The 20,569-nt window shown below is 41.7% G+C and carries 19 protein-coding genes and 1 other RNA gene; 16 read left to right on the top strand and 4 right to left on the bottom strand.

The window, feature by feature from the left end; genetic code table 11:
• Positions 1-3: 3 nt before the first annotated feature.
• From Q9312_RS07175 to Q9312_RS07160, 4 genes are all read right to left on the bottom strand, one after another.
• Positions 4-558, bottom strand: coding sequence for a BON domain-containing protein (locus Q9312_RS07175; RefSeq protein ID WP_309203908.1), 555 nt, complete (start codon positions 556-558; stop codon positions 4-6).
• On the bottom strand, positions 558-1,076 hold the full coding sequence (locus Q9312_RS07170; RefSeq protein ID WP_309203907.1) for a D-sedoheptulose-7-phosphate isomerase: 519 nt from the start codon (positions 1,074-1,076) through the stop codon (positions 558-560). The genes Q9312_RS07175 and Q9312_RS07170 overlap by 1 nt, the downstream gene beginning before the upstream one ends.
• A gap of 76 nt (positions 1,077-1,152) precedes the next feature.
• Positions 1,153-1,566, bottom strand: a complete 414-nt coding sequence (locus Q9312_RS07165; protein WP_309203906.1) for a YraN family protein — start codon at positions 1,564-1,566, stop codon at positions 1,153-1,155.
• Positions 1,535-3,343 carry a penicillin-binding protein activator gene (locus Q9312_RS07160; RefSeq protein ID WP_309203905.1) on the bottom strand — a complete coding sequence of 603 codons (1,809 nt, stop codon included), beginning with the start codon at positions 3,341-3,343 and terminating at the stop codon, positions 1,535-1,537. The genes Q9312_RS07165 and Q9312_RS07160 overlap by 32 nt, the downstream gene beginning before the upstream one ends.
• Before the next feature lie 60 nt (positions 3,344-3,403).
• Between Q9312_RS07160 and rsmI the strand changes: the two genes are divergently transcribed.
• The 16 genes from rsmI to ftsA all read left to right on the top strand — a co-directional run bounded on the left by rsmI (position 3,404) and on the right by ftsA (position 20,486).
• A complete protein-coding gene (rsmI, locus tag Q9312_RS07155) occupies positions 3,404-4,246 on the top strand; it encodes a 16S rRNA (cytidine(1402)-2'-O)-methyltransferase (RefSeq protein WP_309203904.1) in 843 nt (280 codons plus the stop codon).
• Positions 4,247-4,281: 35 nt separating this feature from the next.
• An RNA gene (rnpB, locus tag Q9312_RS07150) (RNase P RNA component class A) lies at positions 4,282-4,634 on the top strand.
• 308 nt (positions 4,635-4,942) lie between these two features.
• A complete protein-coding gene (mraZ, locus tag Q9312_RS07145; RefSeq protein ID WP_309203903.1) occupies positions 4,943-5,407 on the top strand; it encodes a division/cell wall cluster transcriptional repressor MraZ in 465 nt (154 codons plus the stop codon).
• Between the two features lie 2 nt (positions 5,408-5,409).
• Positions 5,410-6,342 carry a 16S rRNA (cytosine(1402)-N(4))-methyltransferase RsmH gene (gene rsmH / locus Q9312_RS07140; RefSeq protein ID WP_309203902.1) on the top strand — a complete coding sequence of 311 codons (933 nt, stop codon included), beginning with the start codon at positions 5,410-5,412 and terminating at the stop codon, positions 6,340-6,342.
• Positions 6,339-6,671 (top strand): cell division protein FtsL, encoded by a 333-nt coding sequence (ftsL, locus tag Q9312_RS07135; protein WP_309203901.1) that lies wholly within the window; start codon positions 6,339-6,341, stop codon positions 6,669-6,671. The genes rsmH and ftsL overlap by 4 nt, the downstream gene beginning before the upstream one ends.
• Before the next feature lie 19 nt (positions 6,672-6,690).
• Positions 6,691-8,445, top strand: a complete 1,755-nt coding sequence (locus Q9312_RS07130; protein WP_309203900.1) for a peptidoglycan D,D-transpeptidase FtsI family protein — start codon at positions 6,691-6,693, stop codon at positions 8,443-8,445.
• Positions 8,438-9,958 carry a UDP-N-acetylmuramoyl-L-alanyl-D-glutamate--2,6-diaminopimelate ligase gene (locus Q9312_RS07125; protein WP_309203899.1) on the top strand — a complete coding sequence of 507 codons (1,521 nt, stop codon included), beginning with the start codon at positions 8,438-8,440 and terminating at the stop codon, positions 9,956-9,958. Before Q9312_RS07130 ends, Q9312_RS07125 begins: the two co-directional genes overlap by 8 nt.
• Positions 9,955-11,328, top strand: coding sequence for a UDP-N-acetylmuramoyl-tripeptide--D-alanyl-D-alanine ligase (locus tag Q9312_RS07120; protein WP_309203898.1), 1,374 nt, complete (start codon positions 9,955-9,957; stop codon positions 11,326-11,328). The genes Q9312_RS07125 and Q9312_RS07120 overlap by 4 nt, the downstream gene beginning before the upstream one ends.
• Positions 11,328-12,410, top strand: coding sequence for a phospho-N-acetylmuramoyl-pentapeptide-transferase (gene mraY / locus Q9312_RS07115; protein WP_309203897.1), 1,083 nt, complete (start codon positions 11,328-11,330; stop codon positions 12,408-12,410). Before Q9312_RS07120 ends, mraY begins: the two co-directional genes overlap by 1 nt.
• 17 nt (positions 12,411-12,427) lie before the next feature.
• Positions 12,428-13,774: a UDP-N-acetylmuramoyl-L-alanine--D-glutamate ligase gene (murD, locus tag Q9312_RS07110; protein ID WP_309203896.1), complete on the top strand. Its 1,347-nt coding sequence runs from the start codon at positions 12,428-12,430 to the stop codon at positions 13,772-13,774.
• A complete protein-coding gene (gene ftsW, locus Q9312_RS07105; RefSeq protein ID WP_309203895.1) occupies positions 13,767-14,927 on the top strand; it encodes a putative lipid II flippase FtsW in 1,161 nt (386 codons plus the stop codon). Before murD ends, ftsW begins: the two co-directional genes overlap by 8 nt.
• Complete coding sequence (murG, locus tag Q9312_RS07100; protein ID WP_309203894.1) at positions 14,920-15,996, top strand: undecaprenyldiphospho-muramoylpentapeptide beta-N-acetylglucosaminyltransferase; 1,077 nt, start codon at positions 14,920-14,922, stop codon at positions 15,994-15,996. Before ftsW ends, murG begins: the two co-directional genes overlap by 8 nt.
• Positions 15,997-16,008: 12 nt before the next feature.
• The gene (gene murC, locus Q9312_RS07095; protein ID WP_309203893.1) at positions 16,009-17,451 is read left to right on the top strand and encodes a UDP-N-acetylmuramate--L-alanine ligase; all 1,443 of its coding nucleotides are present in this window, start codon (positions 16,009-16,011) and stop codon (positions 17,449-17,451) included.
• Entirely contained in the window at positions 17,448-18,383 is a 936-nt protein-coding gene (locus Q9312_RS07090) for a D-alanine--D-alanine ligase (protein ID WP_309203892.1), read from the top strand. The genes murC and Q9312_RS07090 overlap by 4 nt, the downstream gene beginning before the upstream one ends.
• Positions 18,380-19,225, top strand: coding sequence for a cell division protein FtsQ/DivIB (locus Q9312_RS07085; RefSeq protein WP_309203891.1), 846 nt, complete (start codon positions 18,380-18,382; stop codon positions 19,223-19,225). The genes Q9312_RS07090 and Q9312_RS07085 overlap by 4 nt, the downstream gene beginning before the upstream one ends.
• 28 nt (positions 19,226-19,253) lie before the next feature.
• Entirely contained in the window at positions 19,254-20,486 is a 1,233-nt protein-coding gene (gene ftsA, locus Q9312_RS07080) for a cell division protein FtsA (protein WP_309203890.1), read from the top strand.
• Positions 20,487-20,569 lie beyond the last annotated feature (83 nt).

Here is a 20,569-nt window from a genome sequence, read left to right as displayed (position 1 = left end):
CGCTTACTTAACGATCTCAAAAGCTTGAATAACGCGTTTAACACCAGAGACATTTCGCGTAATCGAAATTGCCTTATCTGCTTCTTCCTTAGAAATAAGGCCCATTAAAAATACTTCACTGTCTTCGGTCACTACTTTTATTTTTGCTGAATCAAGATTGTCATCGATGAACAAAGCGGTTTTTACTTTCGATGTAATGCTGAGATCGCCCAAATAAGTCAGTGTACTGGTTGGCGCAGCGACGCGAATTTCATTAAATACACGCTTAACTCCCGGTATGCTTTTAACCAAGCTGTCAGCTTTTTGCTTAAGGCTTGCCGTTGGGGTTTGACCAACTAATAGGACAGTTTTGTTAAAGCTCACAATGTCTATATCGCTTTTAGACCATAATTCATCGCTGTCGAATACCGCTTTAATCGCATCCAGCTCTAATTGCTCATCCGCTATGACCGTCGCCATATCTCGACGCGTTTTTGGTCCCTCACTTTGATTATTTGACACGGCACAACCTGAAAGGATCAGCGTCGCTATAAGTAAAGGCGTGAATTGTTTAATCATTAAATTTCTCCGAATAAACTATTGTCGATGAAGTCGCATAACGTATGTGTTACTAATAACTGAACCTCGATCACTCTTGGTAGGGACATCGCAGGTATTCGAATCTCGACATCATTTGAACCGATTAAACCGGCAACACTTCCACCATCACTCGCAGTGATGGCGATAATATACATATCTCGACTAAGCGCCGTTTCAATCGCTTTGATAATGTTTGAAGACTGGCCACTGGTTGTAAATACCAGCAAAACATCTCCTGGTTGGCCGTAAGCTCTAACTTGTTTGGCGTAGCCGTCGAGTAAGTCTTGTTTAGAAAGGTTGTTTGTAATCGCTAGAGGATGAGTTTCTAGAGCAATCGCAGGAAGACTTGGCCGTTCTCGAGTTAATTGATTGAGTAGAATTTGCGCAAAATAGGATGCATTCAGGGCGCTAGCTCCGTTACCGCAAGCGATAATTTTTCCGCCTTCGATTAAGCTTTTAACCATGATTTGCCCAGCTTCATCAATTCTCTCTGGCAATGTGTCGGGCGGCTTCTATTTTTATTTGAATGCTTTCTGTTATGGCATTTTTAATTCTAGATGACATACAACAACCTTATTGAACGACTGCATTATGAATAATATTTACTTTAGGTGGGTTGAAGGCTACCACATCTATCCGTTTTGATAGACTCTGAAATTGCGGGTTTTGCAAACAAAAGAACTCTGTTGTCTTAATCAGTTTTTTCTGTTTGCTTGGAGTGATGCTTTCTTCCGCACTGCCATGATAGCTGTCTTTTCGATATCGAACTTCAACAAAAACCAATGTGGAGCTATCTTGCATGATTACATCGATTTCACCAAGCTTACATTGAAAGTTTCGCGCTATAAGTTTGAACCCTTTCTTTTGCAAAAGTTCGATCGCCTGTAATTCAAAATACTCTCCACACTTCTGAGTTGGGCTCTCAAGTTTGAGACCTTTCTTTTGAGTATTATTGTTAATCTTCAGTAGTTGCTGGATCAATTTCACGAGCAATTCCATTTTGGAATTTAGCGACACTCAGCGTGCGGGTGACTTTGCCCTGGGCATCAACGTTTAGCCGCCCAGAAAGACCGTCTTTACTAAATGTGTTGATTGCTTTCAATACATTTAAGTCAGAAATCAAATTGTAAGCATCAAAGCCTAATGCAAATAGTCGACCGAGTGACGAAGAAACTCCAGGTGAAATCGTTTTAAGGTCTTCTCTGAGTTGCTTCATGGAGGGATCGGAAGAAATCATCAATGGACTATCAGTAAACACAATGCCATTGAGGTCACTGTTTAAAGACGGCTCATTGTCTCCAGAGTTAATTCTCGAGATGGAGTAAACCGGTAAGTCTTGCGCAAAATAGTAGTTTAAAAAGGGTTTAATGCGGCGAGCATCGGTAGGTGATGCCGCCAAGAACACCATATCAGCATCTTGTCTTCGACGTTGCACAAACTCCAGAGGGGTGCCAAGAATTTGCTGTAAGCGTTTTGCTCTCACTTCACTGTTGTCGACATTGAGAAGTTGCTGTACGAGTTCCTTAATATTGCGAGGATCATCGAACCATTGTACTTCTGCTATTTGCCCATCAAGTTGTTCAAATACTTCTCGGAACGCCTGTACTGTTCTTTGCCCTTGTTCATTGTTTGGCGCAAGGACGATGGCGGTTTCTCGTTTCTTCGCAATTGCCAGTGTAGCAATTTGCCGAGCTTCATCTTCTACCGGTAAACCAAACTGGTAGTATTCTTGCGGCAGACTCAACACCTTCTCCGATAAATTTAAACTTAATTGAGGAATAGGATGGTTTTCTTGTTGCGCTATTTCATCGACGGCTTCTTTGGTCAAGGGACCAACGATAAAATCAGCGCCTTCATCAATCGCGTTTTGATATGGCGTTAACGGAGAGAGTGACATAGCTGTGTCATAAACTTTAATCACTAAATCGCCTGCGGTCATGGCTTGATAGTGTGCTGCAAAAAAACCATCTCGAATCATTCTTCCACCATTCGCAAGCCGACCCGACAAAGGCAGAAGTAACGCGACTTGCTTGGGCTTATAGATTTTCGCGCTGGCGACTAATTCTAATTCTTCTGGCATTTGACTATTAGCGGGGTGTAATGGATATCGTTGTCTCCATGTCTCAATGGCCTTGAGCAGCTGCTCTGGTTGTTGTCTATTTTTTCGAGTTAAATAGCTCAGTTCTAGCCATCCATTAATTGATGGATCTGAAAATTCAGTTTGATAAACCTTAAGAAAATCTTCTGAAATTTGCTCCAGTGCTTGCCAAATATAAGTATGATTCTCTTTAATCGCCTCTTCGGTCATTAACAGGTCTTCAAGTTCCACTCTGATTTTAGCGGCTTCATAGTAGTTTCCATCATTCAGGTAAGCATCAGAAAGGGTTGATTGATATTGAATTTGCCAATCGATGGAGTGTTGAGACGGAGATTTAATTTTTTGCAACAGGTTCAACGCAGCCTGTGTTTGAGCGAGCTTTTGCAAGGCTAAACCATAATATAAATAATAGGTCTCTTGCTCTTGATTATTAAGATACTCAAGCTTAATGAGTGAAAACGTTTCTTGTGCTTTTAAATATTGTGCTTTCTGTGCCAGAATGACAGCCGCTTTGAGCAAATACTGACTTTTTTCAGGTTGTTGACTCGTTTTGGCCATACTGAGAAAGCTATTCGCGTCGTTGATACTTGCCGAAGTTGTACCTAAGCGCTTTGTGCCACATGAAATTAGCATTAAGGCAATCAAAACAATGATGATTTTTTGCATGGTTTTCAGCTCTTTTAACTTTTATTCGATTCTATCAGAGAAATTGCAATAGACAGCGTTATGAATTCACAATATGGCACATTGTATGTGGTCGCGACACCGATTGGCAATCTTGAGGATATCAGTGGCCGTGCAATACAAACATTAAAATCAGTGGGACGAGTCTTAGCGGAAGATACGCGGCGCACTCAACAACTATTTAGCCATTTTGGTATTCGTAATCAACTGGTCTCTTTGCATGATCACAATGAGCGGCAACGAGTCGAGAATATCGAACAATGGTTGTCCGATGGTGAAGATTTAGCCTTGGTCTCTGACGCGGGCACTCCTTTGATAAGCGATCCTGGCTACCATGTTGTCTCAACATTGCGAGAAAAAGGCTTCAATATTGTCCCAATACCGGGGGCGAGCGCTTTAATCGCGGCTTTATCTGTTGCTGGATTACCCACTGATCGCTTCTGCTTTGAGGGGTTTTTACCTGCCAAGCCTTCAGGAAGAAGAAAGAAAATTGCGTCGCTAAAGTCTGAAGCTCGCACTTGGGTGTTCTATGAGTCGTCTCATCGCATTCAACAATGCATTGATGATTTAGTGTCTGAGCTTGGTGATGAACGTAAAGTGGTTATTGCGAGAGAGCTCACCAAGCGGTTTGAGACGGTTATATCGGGCCCTTTGGTGGAAATTGTTAGTATTCTGGCTAACGATTCTAACCAATTACGAGGAGAGTTTGTCGTTATGGTTGAAGGTCGTGCTCAGGAGGAGTCAACTCAGCAGGTATCAGGCGAACAACTATTGTCTCTTCTTGTTCCTCATTTACCGACTAAGCTCGCCGCTCAAATCACCTCCGAAGTCACCGGAGAAAACAAGAAAGCGCTTTATCAGCAAGCGTTAGAGATGAAAAGATAGCTTGTTTTAATTAGCCAAAACCGTCAAAATTGCGCCAGGCTGGCTGGGCAGTCGCCGCCTCGTTTATCGAGGGGGAGGAAAGTCCGGACTTCATAGGGTAAGGTGCCAGGTAACGCCTGGGAAGCGAAAGCTTACGGCTAGTGCAACAGAAAATATACCGCCGATGGTGCCTTTGGCACACAGGTAAGGTTGAAATGGTGCGGTAAGAGCGCACCGCGGACGTGGTAACACGAACGGCAGGGTAAACCCCACCTGAAGTAAGACCAAATAGGGATCCTTTGGCGTGACCCGCGCTGGATCCGGGTAGGTTGCTCGAGCGTTGTGGTGACGCAACGCCTAGAAGAATGACTGTCCTCGACAGAATCCGGCTTATAGGCCAGCCTCTTTATTCCTTTTGGTAGTTCATACCAATATTTTGATTCCAAAAGCTTATATTTCATCTCAAACTTAATAAATTACTTTAAGTTCGAGTAGTAATTCTTTGAAAAATTGCGACTAATTCATAAGTACTTACTAGCTTTCTGTGAACTAACTCTAACTTATTGTTAAAAAAGGAAAAAATTTAAGAATTCCGATTTGATTTTGCTTGACTGAGGCATTGGCCGTACCTATAGTGTACAGAAGTGGAGAATAGTGACAAATTGTGGATCAAAATAACTCACTTAGGACGCTAAGTGGTTATTGAGAGGGTTAAACGTGTTTCGAGGCGCAAATTCAATTAATTTAGATGCGAAAGGGCGAATAGCAATTCCTGCCCGGTATCGCGATCGCCTCGCAGATATCTGCAATGGCCGCATGGTCGTCACTAAAAATCCCTATGAACTCGACACTCCAAACCTCCTTTTATTCCCACTCCACAATTGGGAAGATTTCGAAGAGCAAGTTCGCGCACTACCTAGCAGCAAAAAGGCATACCGACTTTTTAAGCGGGTCACTATTGGCTCTGCCAAAGAAGTCGATATGGACTCTAACGGTCGCCTGTTGCTGCCAGCGGAACTTAGAGAATTCGCGAACTTTGATAAAGCATTGATGCTAGTCGGACAAGGTGAAACTTTTCAGATTTGGGATGAAGCGCAATGGAAAGCCCAAGAAGCTGAAGATCTTTCAACCCTTGCTGATGAAAGTTTCGATGCAGACCAACTACCCGATCTGGCCTTTTGATCATGACTACTCAGCAACAACACGACTCGGTTCTACTACAAGAAGCGGTTGATGCGCTCAATATAACGCCCACAGGCATCATTGTTGACGGCACCTTCGGCCGTGGTGGTCATAGCCGACTGATTCTTCAACAGCTATCGGAAGAGGGACAACTGATTGCTTTTGACAAAGATCCAGAAGCGATTGCTTATGCAGAACGAGAGTTTGGCGACGATTCACGCTTTAGTATTTGTTACGACAGTTTTGCCAATATTTATGAGCAATTAGACGCGAAAGGGTTGATAGGTAAAGTTACCGGCGTACTACTTGATTTGGGCGTTTCTTCGCCTCAAATCGATCAAGCTGAACGAGGTTTCAGCTTTATGAAAGATGGTCCTCTCGATATGCGTATGGACAGCGAGCGCGGAGAAAGCGCTGCTAGTTGGATCGCAAGAGCGAGTGAAAGCGACATTAAGTATGTTTTAAAAACCTTTGGCGAAGAAAAGTTTGCAAGTCGCATTGCTCGCAAGATTTGCGAAGCCAGAGAAGAAGCTCCGATTAATACGACGGGGCAATTAGCGAAAATTATCGACGAAGCTACTCCAAAAAAAGATCCCGGCAAACATCCGGCGACTAGAAGCTTTCAAGCTATTCGAATTTTTATTAATTCCGAACTTGAAGATTTAACCAAGTGCTTGGAGTCTTCTTTTGAACTGATAGCACCGGGCGGCATTTTAGTCATCATTAGTTTTCATTCGTTGGAAGATCGTATTGTTAAGCGATTTTTTAAAAAGCTCGCGAAAGGTGATGACTTTCCAAAAGACTTGCCTATTAGAGCTTCCGATATAAAACCGAAAATGAAGTTGTTAGGAAAGCCATTAAAGCCCGGAGCGGATGAAGTCAGTGGAAATGTCAGAGCTCGTAGCGCAATTATGCGAGTGGCACAGAAGTTATGAAATTTTTTCGGACGTTGATTCAGAACATTGAGTCTGCGCTACCGTTAGTAGTCGTTAAGTTTTTATTCACTCGAAAGTGGATTATTTTTTTGGGCGTTTTGGTTTGGTGTAATGCAATTGCGGTTGCTTACTATACCCACAAAGTTCGTAAGCAAACAGCGGAATTAGAACGCTTAGAGTACATTCAATATCAATTAGAAATGGAGTGGGAAACACTTCGTTTAGAACAGGGTACATTAGCTGAGCATAGTCGCATTGAAGAGTATGCTAGAAAAAAATTGAAGATGAAGAACGTTGCCGCTAGCGACGAAGTTTTAATGAAAAACTGAGGTTAAGCAAAAAAATAAAATGGGACAAGCAAGAAAGCCAAAAGGTATACCACTTTGCACTGGACGGTATGTAATTACTGTCAGTGTTTTTGTGCTTGCTTTTGTCGCAATTTTAGGTCGAGCTGCTTATCTCCAAATATATGAGTCAAATAAGCTAAGCATAGAAGCTGATAAGCGGAGCGTTAGAGTTAAGGGCATCGATACTCGTCGAGGTGTCATTTATGATCGTAACGGAATAGAACTCGCAAGAAGCATTCCCGTTGAATCTTTGTGGGTAGACCCGAAAAAGATTATTGACTCTCCGAGTTTAATGCACTCTGTTGACTGGAAGAAATTAGCGACCGTATTAGAGATGAAAGAGTCAGAGTTAACTCGCTTCATTAAAGAACGGTCAACTAAGCGATTCGTTTGGCTGAAGCGCAAGCTGCATCCTGAACAGGCTCAATTCATTCATCGTCTTTCACTCGATGGCGTTTACTTGCAACAAGAACAACGACGATATTACCCAACTGCAGAGATAAACTCTCATGTTGTTGGGTTTACTGGTATTGACTCCAATGGTTTAGAAGGCTTAGAAAAAGCATTTAATGATCTGTTAATTGGAAATCCAGGACAAAAGAAAGTTGTCGTTGACCTTTATCGTAATGTCATTGAAAACAAAGGAATTATAAACGACGCAAAAAACGGAGAAGATTTAGTTCTAAGCCTTGATTCACGAATACAGGCACTGGCGTACAGAGAATTAAAGGCAGCGGTTTTGAGACATGGTGCGAGAGCTGGGTCGTTAGTCATTCTCGACATTGATACGGGTGAAGTGCTAGCGATGGTGAATCAACCTTCGTATAACCCTAATAGAGGCGATCAGAGAAAACCTCAGTTGACTCGCAACCGAGCGGTTACTGATATGTTCGAACCTGGTTCGACGGCAAAACCATTTACTGTGCTTACTTCACTTGAGGCAAAATCAGTTAAACCTAATACGCTAATCTCTACTGGTCCGGGTAAGTTTCGTGTCGATAACCAGTGGGTGAGAGATGGTGTAAATCTTGGCACGGTGACGGTAACTAAAATATTACAAAAATCTTCAAATGTCGGTGTTGCTAAATTAGCACTAGCATTGGACGACCAAACGTTTTTAGATACTTTTTATAAGTTAGGATTTGGTCTTGATACGGGCAGCGGCTTTCCTGGAGAAAGCAGCGGTCGACTTTCGATACGCCATAATTGGAGTCAATTTGAAAAAGCGACGATGGCCTATGGTTATGGATTTCAAGTAACGCCTCTGCAATTAGCTCAAGCATACGCGATTATTGGTAGCAAAGGCGTTAAGCGACCTGTGTCATTTTTAAAAGTTCGAGAGCCCATTTCTGAAGAAAGAATTTTCTCGAAAGAGTCTACCGAACAGGTTTTACAAATGATGGAAACCGTCGTTAAAGAAGGCGGTACAGCAACTGGCGCAGCTTTAGAGTCTTATCGTACTGCAGGTAAAACAGGCACCGCTCGAAAAGCGATTAAAGGTGGGTATGGCGATGAGTACCTCTCATTTTTTGCCGGTATTTCACCAGTCAGTAATCCAAAAATTGCCATGGTTGTCATGCTGGATGAGCCAGAAGGTGATGTCTACTATGGTGGTGATGTTGCAGCACCGATTTATTCAAATGTAGCAGAGCAGGCATTAAGACTCCTTAACATTGTTCCTGATAAAGAAACTCTGCAAACGGCCCATTCTTCGAATACTCTACTTGCTAACAATGGAGGTCGAAAAAATGGCTAATAATTTTAATTTCGACACCTTGTTAGAAAGCTATCCATCAATGGAGCTTAAAACAGGTTCAGCGACAGTCACTTTTAATCAGTTGTATTTAGACAGTCGAAAAATTCGAATTGACGATGCCTTTGTTGCCTGCGTTGGGCTAAAACTTGATGGTCGAAATTATATACCGACTGCAATCGAGAACGGCGCACGACTGATACTGGCTGAGAAAGATGGTTTTGATGAGCAGTGGACGACTCTTTGCCAACAGAACAATGTTACTCTGGTATTAGTTGAAAATCTAAATACGTTGTTAAGTTGCTTATCAAGAGATATCTATAGTAATCGCGATGCAAATCTAACCATTGTTGGCGTTACTGGTACAAACGGAAAGTCAAGTTGTGTCCAAATGGTCTCGCAAGCGCTACAGCTGGTTGATGGTTGTTGCTGGACATTTGGAACGTTAGGTGTAGGTCCCTATGGGACGCAAAAACCGAATGATAATACGACGGCTGATCCCGTTACTATTCAAAGAGAAATTCATAAAGCGAAGAAGGCCGGGTGCGCTAATGTCGCAATGGAAGTTTCTTCCCATGGTTTAGTTCAAGGTCGTGTGAAAGGGGTTAAGTTTAATATTGGAATTTTCACCAACTTGACGAGAGATCATCTCGATTACCACGAGACAATGGACGCCTACGGTGAAGCGAAACGGCAATTGTTTCTAATGCCAGATTTAGAACATGCGGTAATAAATGTTGATGATAAATTTGGCAGAAAGTTAAAGAAAGATAGTGAAATAAACGCCAACAAAATTTTCTACAGTTTGAATGAGCCAACCGAAGGAGCCGATTTGCGACAATGGATTTGGGTTGATGACATTCGCTTAACACTTCGTGGAATTAACGCAACGGTATTTACTCCATGGGGAAGTGGAAAAATATCGGTTCCGCTTATCGGACGTTTTAACTTATACAATTTATTAGTTGTTGTAGCTGTATTAGGTTTACAGCTACAAGATCGAAATGCGATCTTTGAGACGATTAATCAACTTACCTCTGTAACTGGTCGAATGCAACTTATTCAAGAGCCAGGTAAGCCATTAGTAATCGTCGATTATGCTCATTCACCAGATGCCTTAGAGCAAGCTTTAAAAGCTACTAGGGAACATTGTAGTGGTAAGATTTTTACCGTGTTTGGATGTGGCGGTGACAGAGATCCTGGAAAGCGACCGTTAATGGCAAAAGTCGCTGAAAAATATTCGAATACGGTTATTTTTACTGACGATAATCCTCGTACAGAATCAGCTGAGAACATTATTGACGATATGAAAGCAGGACTTAAATCATCAAGGAATGTTCGCTACATTTCAGATAGAGAAGACGCAGTAGAAACCGCCGTAAATGAAGCTACCGAAAAAGATGTCGTTCTAGTGGCCGGTAAAGGGCATGAGAACTATCAAATTGTTGGCGATAAAAAGCTTGAGTTAAGTGATATCAAAATTGCTAAAAGCATATTGGCTAGGAGGTCTGCATGATTGCGATTGACCTGCTCAATATTTCAGAGGTGACTAACGGTAAGCTGCTGGGTGAAAACCTAGTCATCAACAATATTTTTACTGACACGAGAGCAAAAGATAATTCAGGTTTATTTATTGCTATTCGCGGTGCTAGCTTTGATGCTCATAACTTTATTTCTGATGCAGAGGCTTGTGGTGCCAGCGCACTGTTAGTGGAAAAAGAATGCTCGAGTTTACTTCCGCAAGTCGTTGTGAAAGACACGCGTCAGGCAATGGCTGATATCGCTAAGTTAGTTCGCAAACTATCAGTCGCTAAGTTCATTGGTTTAACGGGAAGTGTCGGTAAGACGACCGTTAAAGAAATGATTGCTCATGTTCTGAGTCAGTGTGGTAACACATTAGCGACTGCTGGTAATTTCAATAATGATATTGGTGTTCCTTTAACATTATTTCGCTTAACCAACGAAGATAAATTTGCTGTCATTGAAATGGGGGCAAATAAACCGGGTGATATACGATATACCTCTAACATCGTATCACCCAATGTAGCTTTAATTACAAATGTAGCTGCAGCGCATTTGGAAGGTTTTGGTGATTTGCAAGGTGTCGCAACCGCAAAAGGCGAAATTTATCAAAGTCTTTCTAAGCAAGACACGGCAATCGTTAATATCGATGACTCTTTTGCGCAATACTGGCTCAATAACATTACTTGCAACATTGTAAAGTTTGGATTGCAACCTACTGCCGATGTTACTGCAATAAACATCCATAGAAACTCTAACGGTGGGTACTCCTTCGAACTTTGCATTTATGATCATTCGATCGAAGTGAACTTGAAGGTTCCTGGAAAGCACAATATTTTAAATGCCTTAGCATGCGCATCAGCCTGTAATGCGATTGGTATTGAGACCAAGAAAATTGCATCTGGGCTTGAAAGCTTCGATGGTGTATCGGGTCGTCTTCAGATTCATCAAATAGATAATCTCCTAACCATTATTGATGACACTTACAATGCTAATTACACATCGTTAGCCGCTGGAATTGATGTTCTAGCTGAACAAAATGGGCAAAAGATTTTAGCGTTAGGCGATATGGGTGAGCTTGGTCAGCATTCACGAGAATATCATTATAAAGCTGGTCAATATGCGGAGCAGGCAGGTGTTGACCTTCTTGTGACTATTGGCATCAATAGTCGAATTGCTCAATCCGCTTTCGCAAATGGGGGAGAGCACTTTGAAACCCATCAAGCAATGATTGAGTATTTGAAACAAAAATCAAAAAACATAAAAACAACAATATTGATGAAAGGTTCTCGCAGTGCTCACATGGAGAAAGTGGTCAATGCATTTTTAGAGAGTCCATCATCGCTGAGTGAGGGGGAAGGCTAATGCTTTTATGGTTGGCAGAATATTTACAGCAGTATTACTCAGGTTTCAATGTATTTAATTACTTAACCTTTCGAGCAATTTTGAGTGTTATAACAGCACTGGGTATTTCATTATTTATTGGTCCAATAATGATCCGAAAGTTGACTCATTATCAGATCGGTCAAACGGTTCGCACAGATGGTCCTCAAAGTCATTTATCGAAATCGGGAACACCAACAATGGGTGGTGCTTTGATATTGATTGCAATAGCACTTTCGACTTTGTTATGGGGCGATTTAGATAATAGACATGTTTGGGTGGTGTTATTAACTACATTAGGTTTTGGAGTCATCGGTTGGGTAGATGATTATCGGAAACTGATTCGTAAAGATCCAAAAGGTTTGCCTGCGAAATGGAAATACTTTTGGCAATCCATTGTGGGGTTGGCTGCAGCAATTTATATGTATAACTATGCGACAGCACCGGTTGAAACAACCTTGTATTTGCCTTTCTTTAAAAATGTGGCGATTGCTTTAGGAATATTTTTTATCCCTCTTGCCTATTTTGTCATTGTTGGCACGAGTAACGCCGTAAATTTGACTGATGGTTTGGACGGTCTCGCTATTTTGCCGACGGTTTTGGTTGCTGGAGCACTCGCTATATTTGCGTATGTCACAGGTAATATTAAGTTTTCTGAATACCTCGCGATTCCTTATGTTGCAGGTGTCGGTGAGTTAACGATTTTTTGTGGCGCGCTCGTTGGAGCTGGCTTAGGTTTCTTATGGTTCAACACTTACCCGGCACAAGTCTTTATGGGTGATGTAGGTGCATTAGGGTTAGGTGCAGCCTTAGGAACGATTGCTGTAGTTGTTCGTCAAGAGTTGGTTTTGTTCATTATGGGTGGTGTTTTTGTGATGGAAACACTATCGGTGATTTTACAGGTGACTTCTTTTAAGCTGACCGGACGTCGAATTTTTAATATGGCGCCATTACATCATCACTATGAATTAAAAGGCTGGCCTGAGCCGAGAGTCATCGTACGGTTTTGGATTATTTCCGTTGTTTTGGTTTTGGTCGGTATCGCGACACTTAAACTTAGATAATAAGGATTTATCGAATAATGATAACGAATGTAAACAAGCGGGTGGTCGTGTTAGGAATGGGAGTGTCTGGACTCTCAGCTGCCGCCTATTGTTTACGAAAAGAGTGGGAGGTTACGGTTGTTGATAATCGCCAAGAGCCACCTCTTTTATCTGAATTTAAAAAGAATTTTGAAAACCTTAATATCGTTCTTGGTTCATTCTTAGAAGTTGATTTTAAACTGTTTGATTTGGTAGTCATTAGTCCGGGGTTAGACCCTCATAGTGATGAATTGCAGACTATGAGAGATAGTGGTGTTGAGGTCGTCGGAGATATTGAGCTATTTATTCGTGAAGTATCTGTACCTATCGTCGCCATTACTGGATCTAACGGTAAGTCAACCGTGTGTGATTTACTCGGACATACTTTAAATAGACTGGGTATCAACACGATTGTTGCCGGAAATATAGGTGCACCCGTATTAGACTTATTGAATATTTCAATGCCGCAGTTGTTCGTTTTAGAGTTATCGAGTTTTCAATTAGAGACTACTCGTTCGTTACGCGCGAACGTCGCATGTGTGCTTAATATTTCGCCTGATCATCTCGATCGGCATATTACAATGGATCGGTACGCAGCGATCAAGTTCTCTATTTTTGATAATGCCAAAACAGCGATTATCAATGTTGATGAAAACTTTGTTAACAAATTGGATAACTACAAATCATGCGAGCGCCTGATCTCATTTGGTCGAAGTGACGATGCGAATTGGCGAGCTGTACTCAGTGAAAATGAATATCAAGTGAGCAATGAGCATGGCGTGATCATAAGAGAGTCAGACGTCTCGATTCAAGGGATGCATAACGGTTTAAATATTGCTGCCACTATCGCCATTTTGCAAGGGCTAGAAATTGCAATCGATTCTCAAGTCGTTGACGCGATAAGTTCGTATAAGGGTCTTCGTCATCGTTGTGAGTTAGTACCTAGTGACGATGGAATTCGATGGATCAACGACTCGAAAGCAACTAATCCTGGAGCAGCGATTGCTGCGATAGAAAGTTTTAGCAACTCAATGGGACATTTACTATTGATCGCTGGAGGCGATGCAAAAGGGTGCGATCTCAGTGAGCTAGCCGCAGTGATTAATGAGAAAGTCCATTCGGTCGCTATTTTTGGTAAAGATAAGTATCGAATAGCTAACGAGCTTGTTAAAGAGAAATGTACGCTGGTTGACAACCTCGATCAAGCCGTTGAGTTGATTCGAGTCAATGCCAAAAAAGGTGATACGGTTTTACTAGCACCTGCGTGTGCAAGTATTGATATGTATAAGAACTATGAAGCGCGCGGAGAGCACTTTAGAAATTTGGTAGGAGGCGTCAATGTCTAATACCTTAACAGCTAATTTCGCTCAAACATTAGATTCGAAACTTATCGCTATTGTATTTACGTTACTTGCCGTTGGTGGCGTAATGATTGTTTCTACTTCGATTCCGTTCGCTGATAAGTCAATGTCTGGCAATGCCTTTTATTTCGTACAGAGACATTTCATTTATTTACTCGTCGCGATCGCAGCTGGTTTCGTGACGCTGGGAATTAAAATCGAGTTTTGGCAAAAACATGGACCATGGTTATTGGTCGCTGCGATCGTTCTATTACTTGCGGTATTAGTGATTGGAAGAACGGTCAATGGTAGTCGAAGATGGATTGTACTAGGACCAATAACTATTCAGGTTTCAGAGTTAGTGAAGCTATTTGTGATTACTTATATTGCGGGTTATCTAGTACGCCGTACCGATGAACTTCAAACTCAAATAAGAGGGTTCATTAAGCCACTATTGGTGGTTAGTATTATTACCGTTTTATTGGTTGCCGAACCAGATTTTGGCGCTGCCGCGGTTATCTGTGCAACAACGATGACCATGTTATTTTTAGCAGGAGCGAAACTTTGGCAGTTCTTAATGCTTAGCGTTTGTGTAGGCATTGCCTTGTTTGGCGTCGCAATAAGCCAACCCTATCGATATGAACGGTTATTGGTATTTTTAGACCCCTGGAAGGATCCTTTTGGCTCAGGATATCAGCTCACACAATCACTCATTGCTTATGGTCGTGGAGAGTGGTTTGGTGAAGGTTTAGGTAACTCCATTCAAAAGTTATCCTATTTACCTGAAGCCCACACTGATTTCGTGTTCGCTGTTTTTGCTGAAGAGTTTGGGTTTGTTGGCGTCGCTCTGGTAATTGCTTTGTTTCTGATGCTTTTTATCAGAGGAATGAAGATCGCTAGAAATGCATTAAAACAACAGAACGCGTACGCAGCCTATCTATCTTATGGCATAAGTATTTGGTTGATTTTACAAGCCATTGTAAATATTGGCGTCAGCAGTGGTGCGTTACCGACCAAAGGGCTAACGCTACCTTTTATTAGTTATGGTGGTAATAGCTTAGTCGTTTGCTGCGTCGCTATAGGAATTTTATTACGAGTGAATTATGAGTGCTCTCAGGCCAGTCCTAAGAAAAAGAAAAAGGAAAAGTCAGATGAGTAACGTTGATTCTAAGAATATTCTAGTTATGGCTGGTGGTACTGGCGGGCATATTTTCCCAGCGCTTGCTGTCGCTCGAGAGTTAGAAACAAAAGGCGCGAATATTTTTTGGTTAGGTTCGAAGGGCGGAATGGAACAAGAGCTTATTGAAAGAGAGGCAATTCCTATGCACTTACTACCGATTAGCGGAGTAAGGGGGAAAGGCATACTTTCAATGTTCGTTGCACCCTTTAAGTTACTGAGCTGCGTATGGCAAGCCAGAAAATTTATAAAAAAAGATAGAATTGATTTAGTGGTTGGTTTCGGTGGCTTTGCTAGTGCCCCTGGTGGTTTTGCTTCTGCAATCAGCGGTGTTCCATTAGTCATACATGAGCAAAATGCAATAGCTGGTTTAACCAATCGATTGCTTTCAAGGCTCGCAAAGAAAGTTTGCCAAGCATTTGAAGGAGCATTTGAGTCTTCTCCAAAAGTAGTGACGACCGGAAACCCAATTCGTCATGAATTGATTGATCTGGCAAGCACTAAAGCGGTAAAGAGTCAGACTCCTATAAATGTGTTAGTGGTTGGCGGCAGTCGAGGTGCTCAAGCATTTAATCAGACGCTTCCCGGCCTATTTAAAGATTTTATTAATAGTGGAAAAATTCTAGTAAACCATCAATGTGGAAGAGGAAACTCAGAGGCAGTAAAAAGTGCTTATGCCACGTTGGGAGTTTCTACTGTAGAAGTTAATGAGTTCATCGATGATATGAATCAAGCCTACAATTGGGCTGATCTGGTTGTGTGTAGAGCTGGGGCATTAACGGTATCAGAACTGGCGGCAATTGGCTTGCCAGCTATTTTTATTCCTTATCCCTTTGCCGTTGACGATCATCAAACCAAAAATGCAGAAGTGTTAAAGAATGCGCAGGCTGCTTGGATTGTAAATCAAGATTCTATGGAAGAGGTTAAGAGCCATATTGAAAGTATATTTAACGATTCAGAGCTGTTGTTATTAATGGCTCAACGATCGAAAGAAAAAGGCATACGTGATGCAACTCAGTCAGTGGCATCTATTTGCCTGAAGCTAATTTAGAGTGAACAGTCAATGAAAGATACACAACAAAATTTTCCGATTCCTGAAATGCGTCGAATTCGTCAAATTCATTTTGTCGGAATTGGTGGTGTTGGAATGAGTGGTATTGCTGAGGTTTTATTAAATCAAGGTTATCGAATTTCAGGTTCAGATAAGAACGAATCTAATATTACTCGTCGCTTGAGTAACATGGGAGCGGATATTGTTTTTAATCATGCGGCAAACAATGTTTTGGGTGCCGATGTTGTTGTCGTCTCTACCGCAATTAGTAATGATAATCCAGAAGTTGACGCTGCTCGAAACCGTCGTATTCCGGTCGTTAGGCGAGCAGAGATGTTGGCTGAGTTAATGCGCTATCGACATGGAATCGCTATCGCTGGAACTCATGGAAAGACCACAACAACGAGTTTGATCACAACCATTTGTGCAAAAGGAGGGCTTGACCCGACATTTGTAATCGGTGGTGTGTTAAATAGTGCGGGCAGTAATGCTCGACTGGGGACAAGCCGATACTTTATTGCAGAAGCCGATGAAAGCGATGCAAGCTTTTTACATTTACAACCGATGGTCAGTGTTGTTACCAATATTGATGCCGATCATATGGATACTTACGGTGATTTTGAAACATTAAAGCAAGCCTTTTTAGATTTCTTACATAACTTGCCTTTTTATGGTCTGGCTGTTTTGTGTGTTGATGATCCTGTGATCAAGTCTTTATTGCCCAAGATTTCACGACCTTATGTCACCTATGGGTTCGACGAAGGTGCTGATTATAGAGCCATAAATTTTTCTCAAGTTGGTAATGTTAGCCAATTTCAAGTTGCAAGAAAAGGAAGCAGTCGCTTAATTGATTTCGATTTGAACTTGCCAGGTAAACATAATGTTCTTAATGCACTAGCGGCGATCGCAGTGGGTGTTGAAGAGGGTGTTAAAGAGAGCTCCATTAAAGATGCTCTGTTAAGTTTTCAAGGGATTGGACGACGTTTTCATTCATTTGGAGCTTTTCCTTGTATGAAAGGAGAAGTAGAAGTTGTTGACGATTATGGTCATCACCCAAAAGAAGTAGAAGCAACCATTCAAGCCGTTCGACAAGGTTGGCCGGATCGCCGATTGGTTATGGTTTATCAGCCGCATCGTTATTCTCGAACACGTGATTTATATGAAGATTTTGTAAGTGTGTTGTCTGAAGTGGATGTATTACTGCTTCTCGATGTTTATCCTGCGGGTGAAAAGCCAATTAATGGCGCAGATAGTAAAAGCCTTGCAGGTTCTATTCGGCAACGAGGACAGCTCGATCCGATTTTTATTGAGAGTAAAGATAAGTTAGAACAAATCATTTCGGGTGTTTTGGAAGATGGTGATTTGGTACTTACTCAAGGTGCCGGTGATATAGGGCGCATCGCGGCACATTGGCATGATAACAAGCAAGATGTGTTTTTGGTGAAAAAGCCATGACGATAGATACTAAACAGTTTGGAAAAGTTGCTGTTTTATATGGCGGCGACTCAGCAGAGAGAGATGTTTCGCTGCGATCAGGGGAGGCGGTCTACCATGCGCTTATTGAAGGTGGTGTTGATGCGCTTTTATTTGATCCATCAAAACGAAAATTAAATGAATTGAACGACCTTGGTATTAAGCACGCTTGGATTGCGTTGCATGGCCGAGGAGGTGAAGATGGCCAGGTTCAAGCCGTACTTCAATATTTGGGCATTTCATATACTGGAAGTGGCGTGATGGGCTCAGCGATCGCTATGGATAAATGGCGCAGCAAGATGATTTGGAAGTCGATGACGTTACCTGTTGCTCCTCATGTTCTGGTGAAAGAAACGCAATCGCTTTCTCAAGATTTATTACGCAGTATTACTGCTCGTTTAGGTCCTGTCGTGTTCGTGAAACCAAGCAGAGAAGGGTCGAGTGTTGGAATGTCGAAAGTATCTAGCCCAGATCAACTCGAAAAAGCCATTCGAAAAGCACTCGAGTTCGATAAAGAAGTTTTAGTCGAGTCGTTTATTGAAGGGCGCGAATATACGGTATCAATTTTAGGTGAACAGGCTTTACCGAGTATATCGATGGTTACTCCAAGAGAGTTTTATGATTATGAAGCAAAGTATCACTCCAATGAGACTCAATACTTTTGTCCGAGTGGGCTATCTGACCAAGAAGAGCAAGAGCTTGGAAAGTTGGCGTTAAATGCATTCTATGCAGTCGGATGCAAGGGATGGGGGCGAGTCGATTTCATTCGTGACAACAAAAGCAATGAATTCAAGTTATTGGAAGCGAATACTGTTCCTGGTATGACTCAAACAAGCTTGGTTCCGAAAGCAGCAAAGCAGAAAGGAATAAGTTTTAATCAACTGGTTTTAGAGATTTTGAAGCAAAGTTTATGACCCGAAATAAACGCCGAATGGCGACCGTTAAAGAGCAAGAGAGCAAAAATTGGGGAAAAGTTATTAAACGAACTTCTCTGGTTGTTGTTTTGCTTGCGCTAATTGGAAGTGGCTTTTGGGTTGCTCCAATTTTAACGGAAATGGTTCAGCGTAAAGATGTGACTAAACCAGAAGAAAATAGCGTGGTCGCTGTAAATCCTCAGAAAGAAGATTCATCTAGCTGGAGAATTGAAATTGTTGGAGCCTCTGACTTTGTTGAGCAAGTTGACCTTGAGTATTTTGTTAAGCAACGAATTGCGAGTAGCTTCTTTTCTCTTGATGTTGAAGAAGCTTCATCAATTATTGAAGAGTACCCATGGGTAAAAAGTGCTCAAGCTAGAAAGGTATGGCCTAACCGGTTGCAGGTCACCTTACAAGAACACCAACCTTGGTTAAATTTGAATAATGAAAATATTATCAGTCATGAGGGAATTTTGTTTTCTCCAAGTAACATCGAGGAGTTCACAAAATTACCTTTATTGAAAGGTCGTTACGGAAAGATCGAAGATTTGTTATCAATGTATCACTTTTTCTCGGAACAAATGCCTGATAATGATTATCGAATTGTAGAGTTAGAATATAGCGCTATCAGTGGCTGGCAAATGAGGCTTGAGAATAAAATAAACTTATACTTGGGCAATAAAGAATTATCGGAGCGATTGGAACGATTTTTGGCTGTTATTGATGCGATCGATGATAAGCGTAGAGTGAATATTAAATACTTAGATATGCGTTATCAAACGGGTGTGGCCGTTGGTTGGAAAGCGGTAGAAAAACAAGATGCGCAATTAGCGTATCAATAAAAAATGAATCATTAAGTAGAGAGCGATTATGACAAGAGTGCCAGAAAAAAGACTTATTGTTGGACTCGATATAGGGACGTCTAAAGTCGTTGCAATTGTTGGTGAAGTCAATGCGAATGAAAATATCGATATTATTGGTATTGGATCTCATCCTTCACGTGGATTGAAAAAAGGCGTTGTAGTAAATATTGAGTCAACCGTACAGTCAATTCAAAGAGCGGTTGAAGAAGCTGAATTGATGGCTGGGTGTCAAATTCATTCCGTATATACAGGAATTGCCGGGAGCCATATTAAGAGCTTGAACTCCCATGGAATTGTCGCGATTCGCGATCAAGAAGTAAATCCACAAGATGTGGAGCGAGTCATCGATGCTGCGAAGGCGGTTGCAATTCCTGCTGATCAAAAGATTTTACATGTTTTGCCTCAAGAGTTTGTAATCGATAACCAAGAAGGAATTAGAGAACCCATCGGTATGTCTGGTGTGAGGCTTGAAGCGAAAGTTCATATGGTGACCGGTGCCGTCAGTGCAGCACAAAATATTGTCAAGTGCGTGCGTCGATGTGGATTAGAAACAGACGATATTATTTTGGAGCAGCTTGCGTCGAGTTACTCTGTTCTAACTGACGACGAAAAGGAATTGGGTGTTTGTCTTGTTGATATAGGTGGAGGAACCACCGATATAGCTATCTTCACTGAAGGTGCCATTCGCCATACTGCTGTCATCCCGATTGCTGGCGATCAAGTAACCAACGATATTGCGGTCGCTTTACGTACACCGACGCAACATGCAGAAGATATTAAGATTAAATACGCGTGTGCTTTGAGGCAGTTAACTTCATTAGAAGATACCATTGAAGTGCCTGGTGTTGGCGAAAGAGCACCGCGAAGACTTTCTCGTCAAACATTAGCAGAGGTTGTCGAGCCTCGTTATGAAGAATTGTTTAATTTAATACAAGCAGAACTTCGACGAAGTGGTTTTGAAGAAATTATTCCCGCCGGCATTGTATTAACCGGCGGCTCTTCAAAAATGGAAGGTTTGATCGAACTTGCTGAAGAAGTTTTCCATATGCCGGTAAGGCTGGGAATGCCTCAATTTGTAAAAGGGTTATCTGACGTAGTTCGTAATCCAATTTATGCAACGGGTGTAGGTTTGTTGCTTTATGGTCACCAACAGACAAAAGAATTCAACTATACGCCTAAGCGAACAAATAATGTGAATTCGCTGATTGAAAGAATGAAAAGTTGGTTTAGTGGATTTTAGAAGTCATAAGAAATTTGGATTTAATTTAAATTTTAGAGTTTAGTTTTTAATAAGTTGTAATAGGAAGAAGGGGAAAATCATGC

Origin of the sequence: Pleionea litopenaei, from assembly GCF_031198435.1 — a bacterium.
In the GTDB taxonomy this organism is placed as follows: domain Bacteria; phylum Pseudomonadota; class Gammaproteobacteria; order Enterobacterales; family Kangiellaceae; genus Pleionea; species Pleionea litopenaei.
This window is presented reverse-complemented; position numbering and strand designations above follow the sequence as displayed.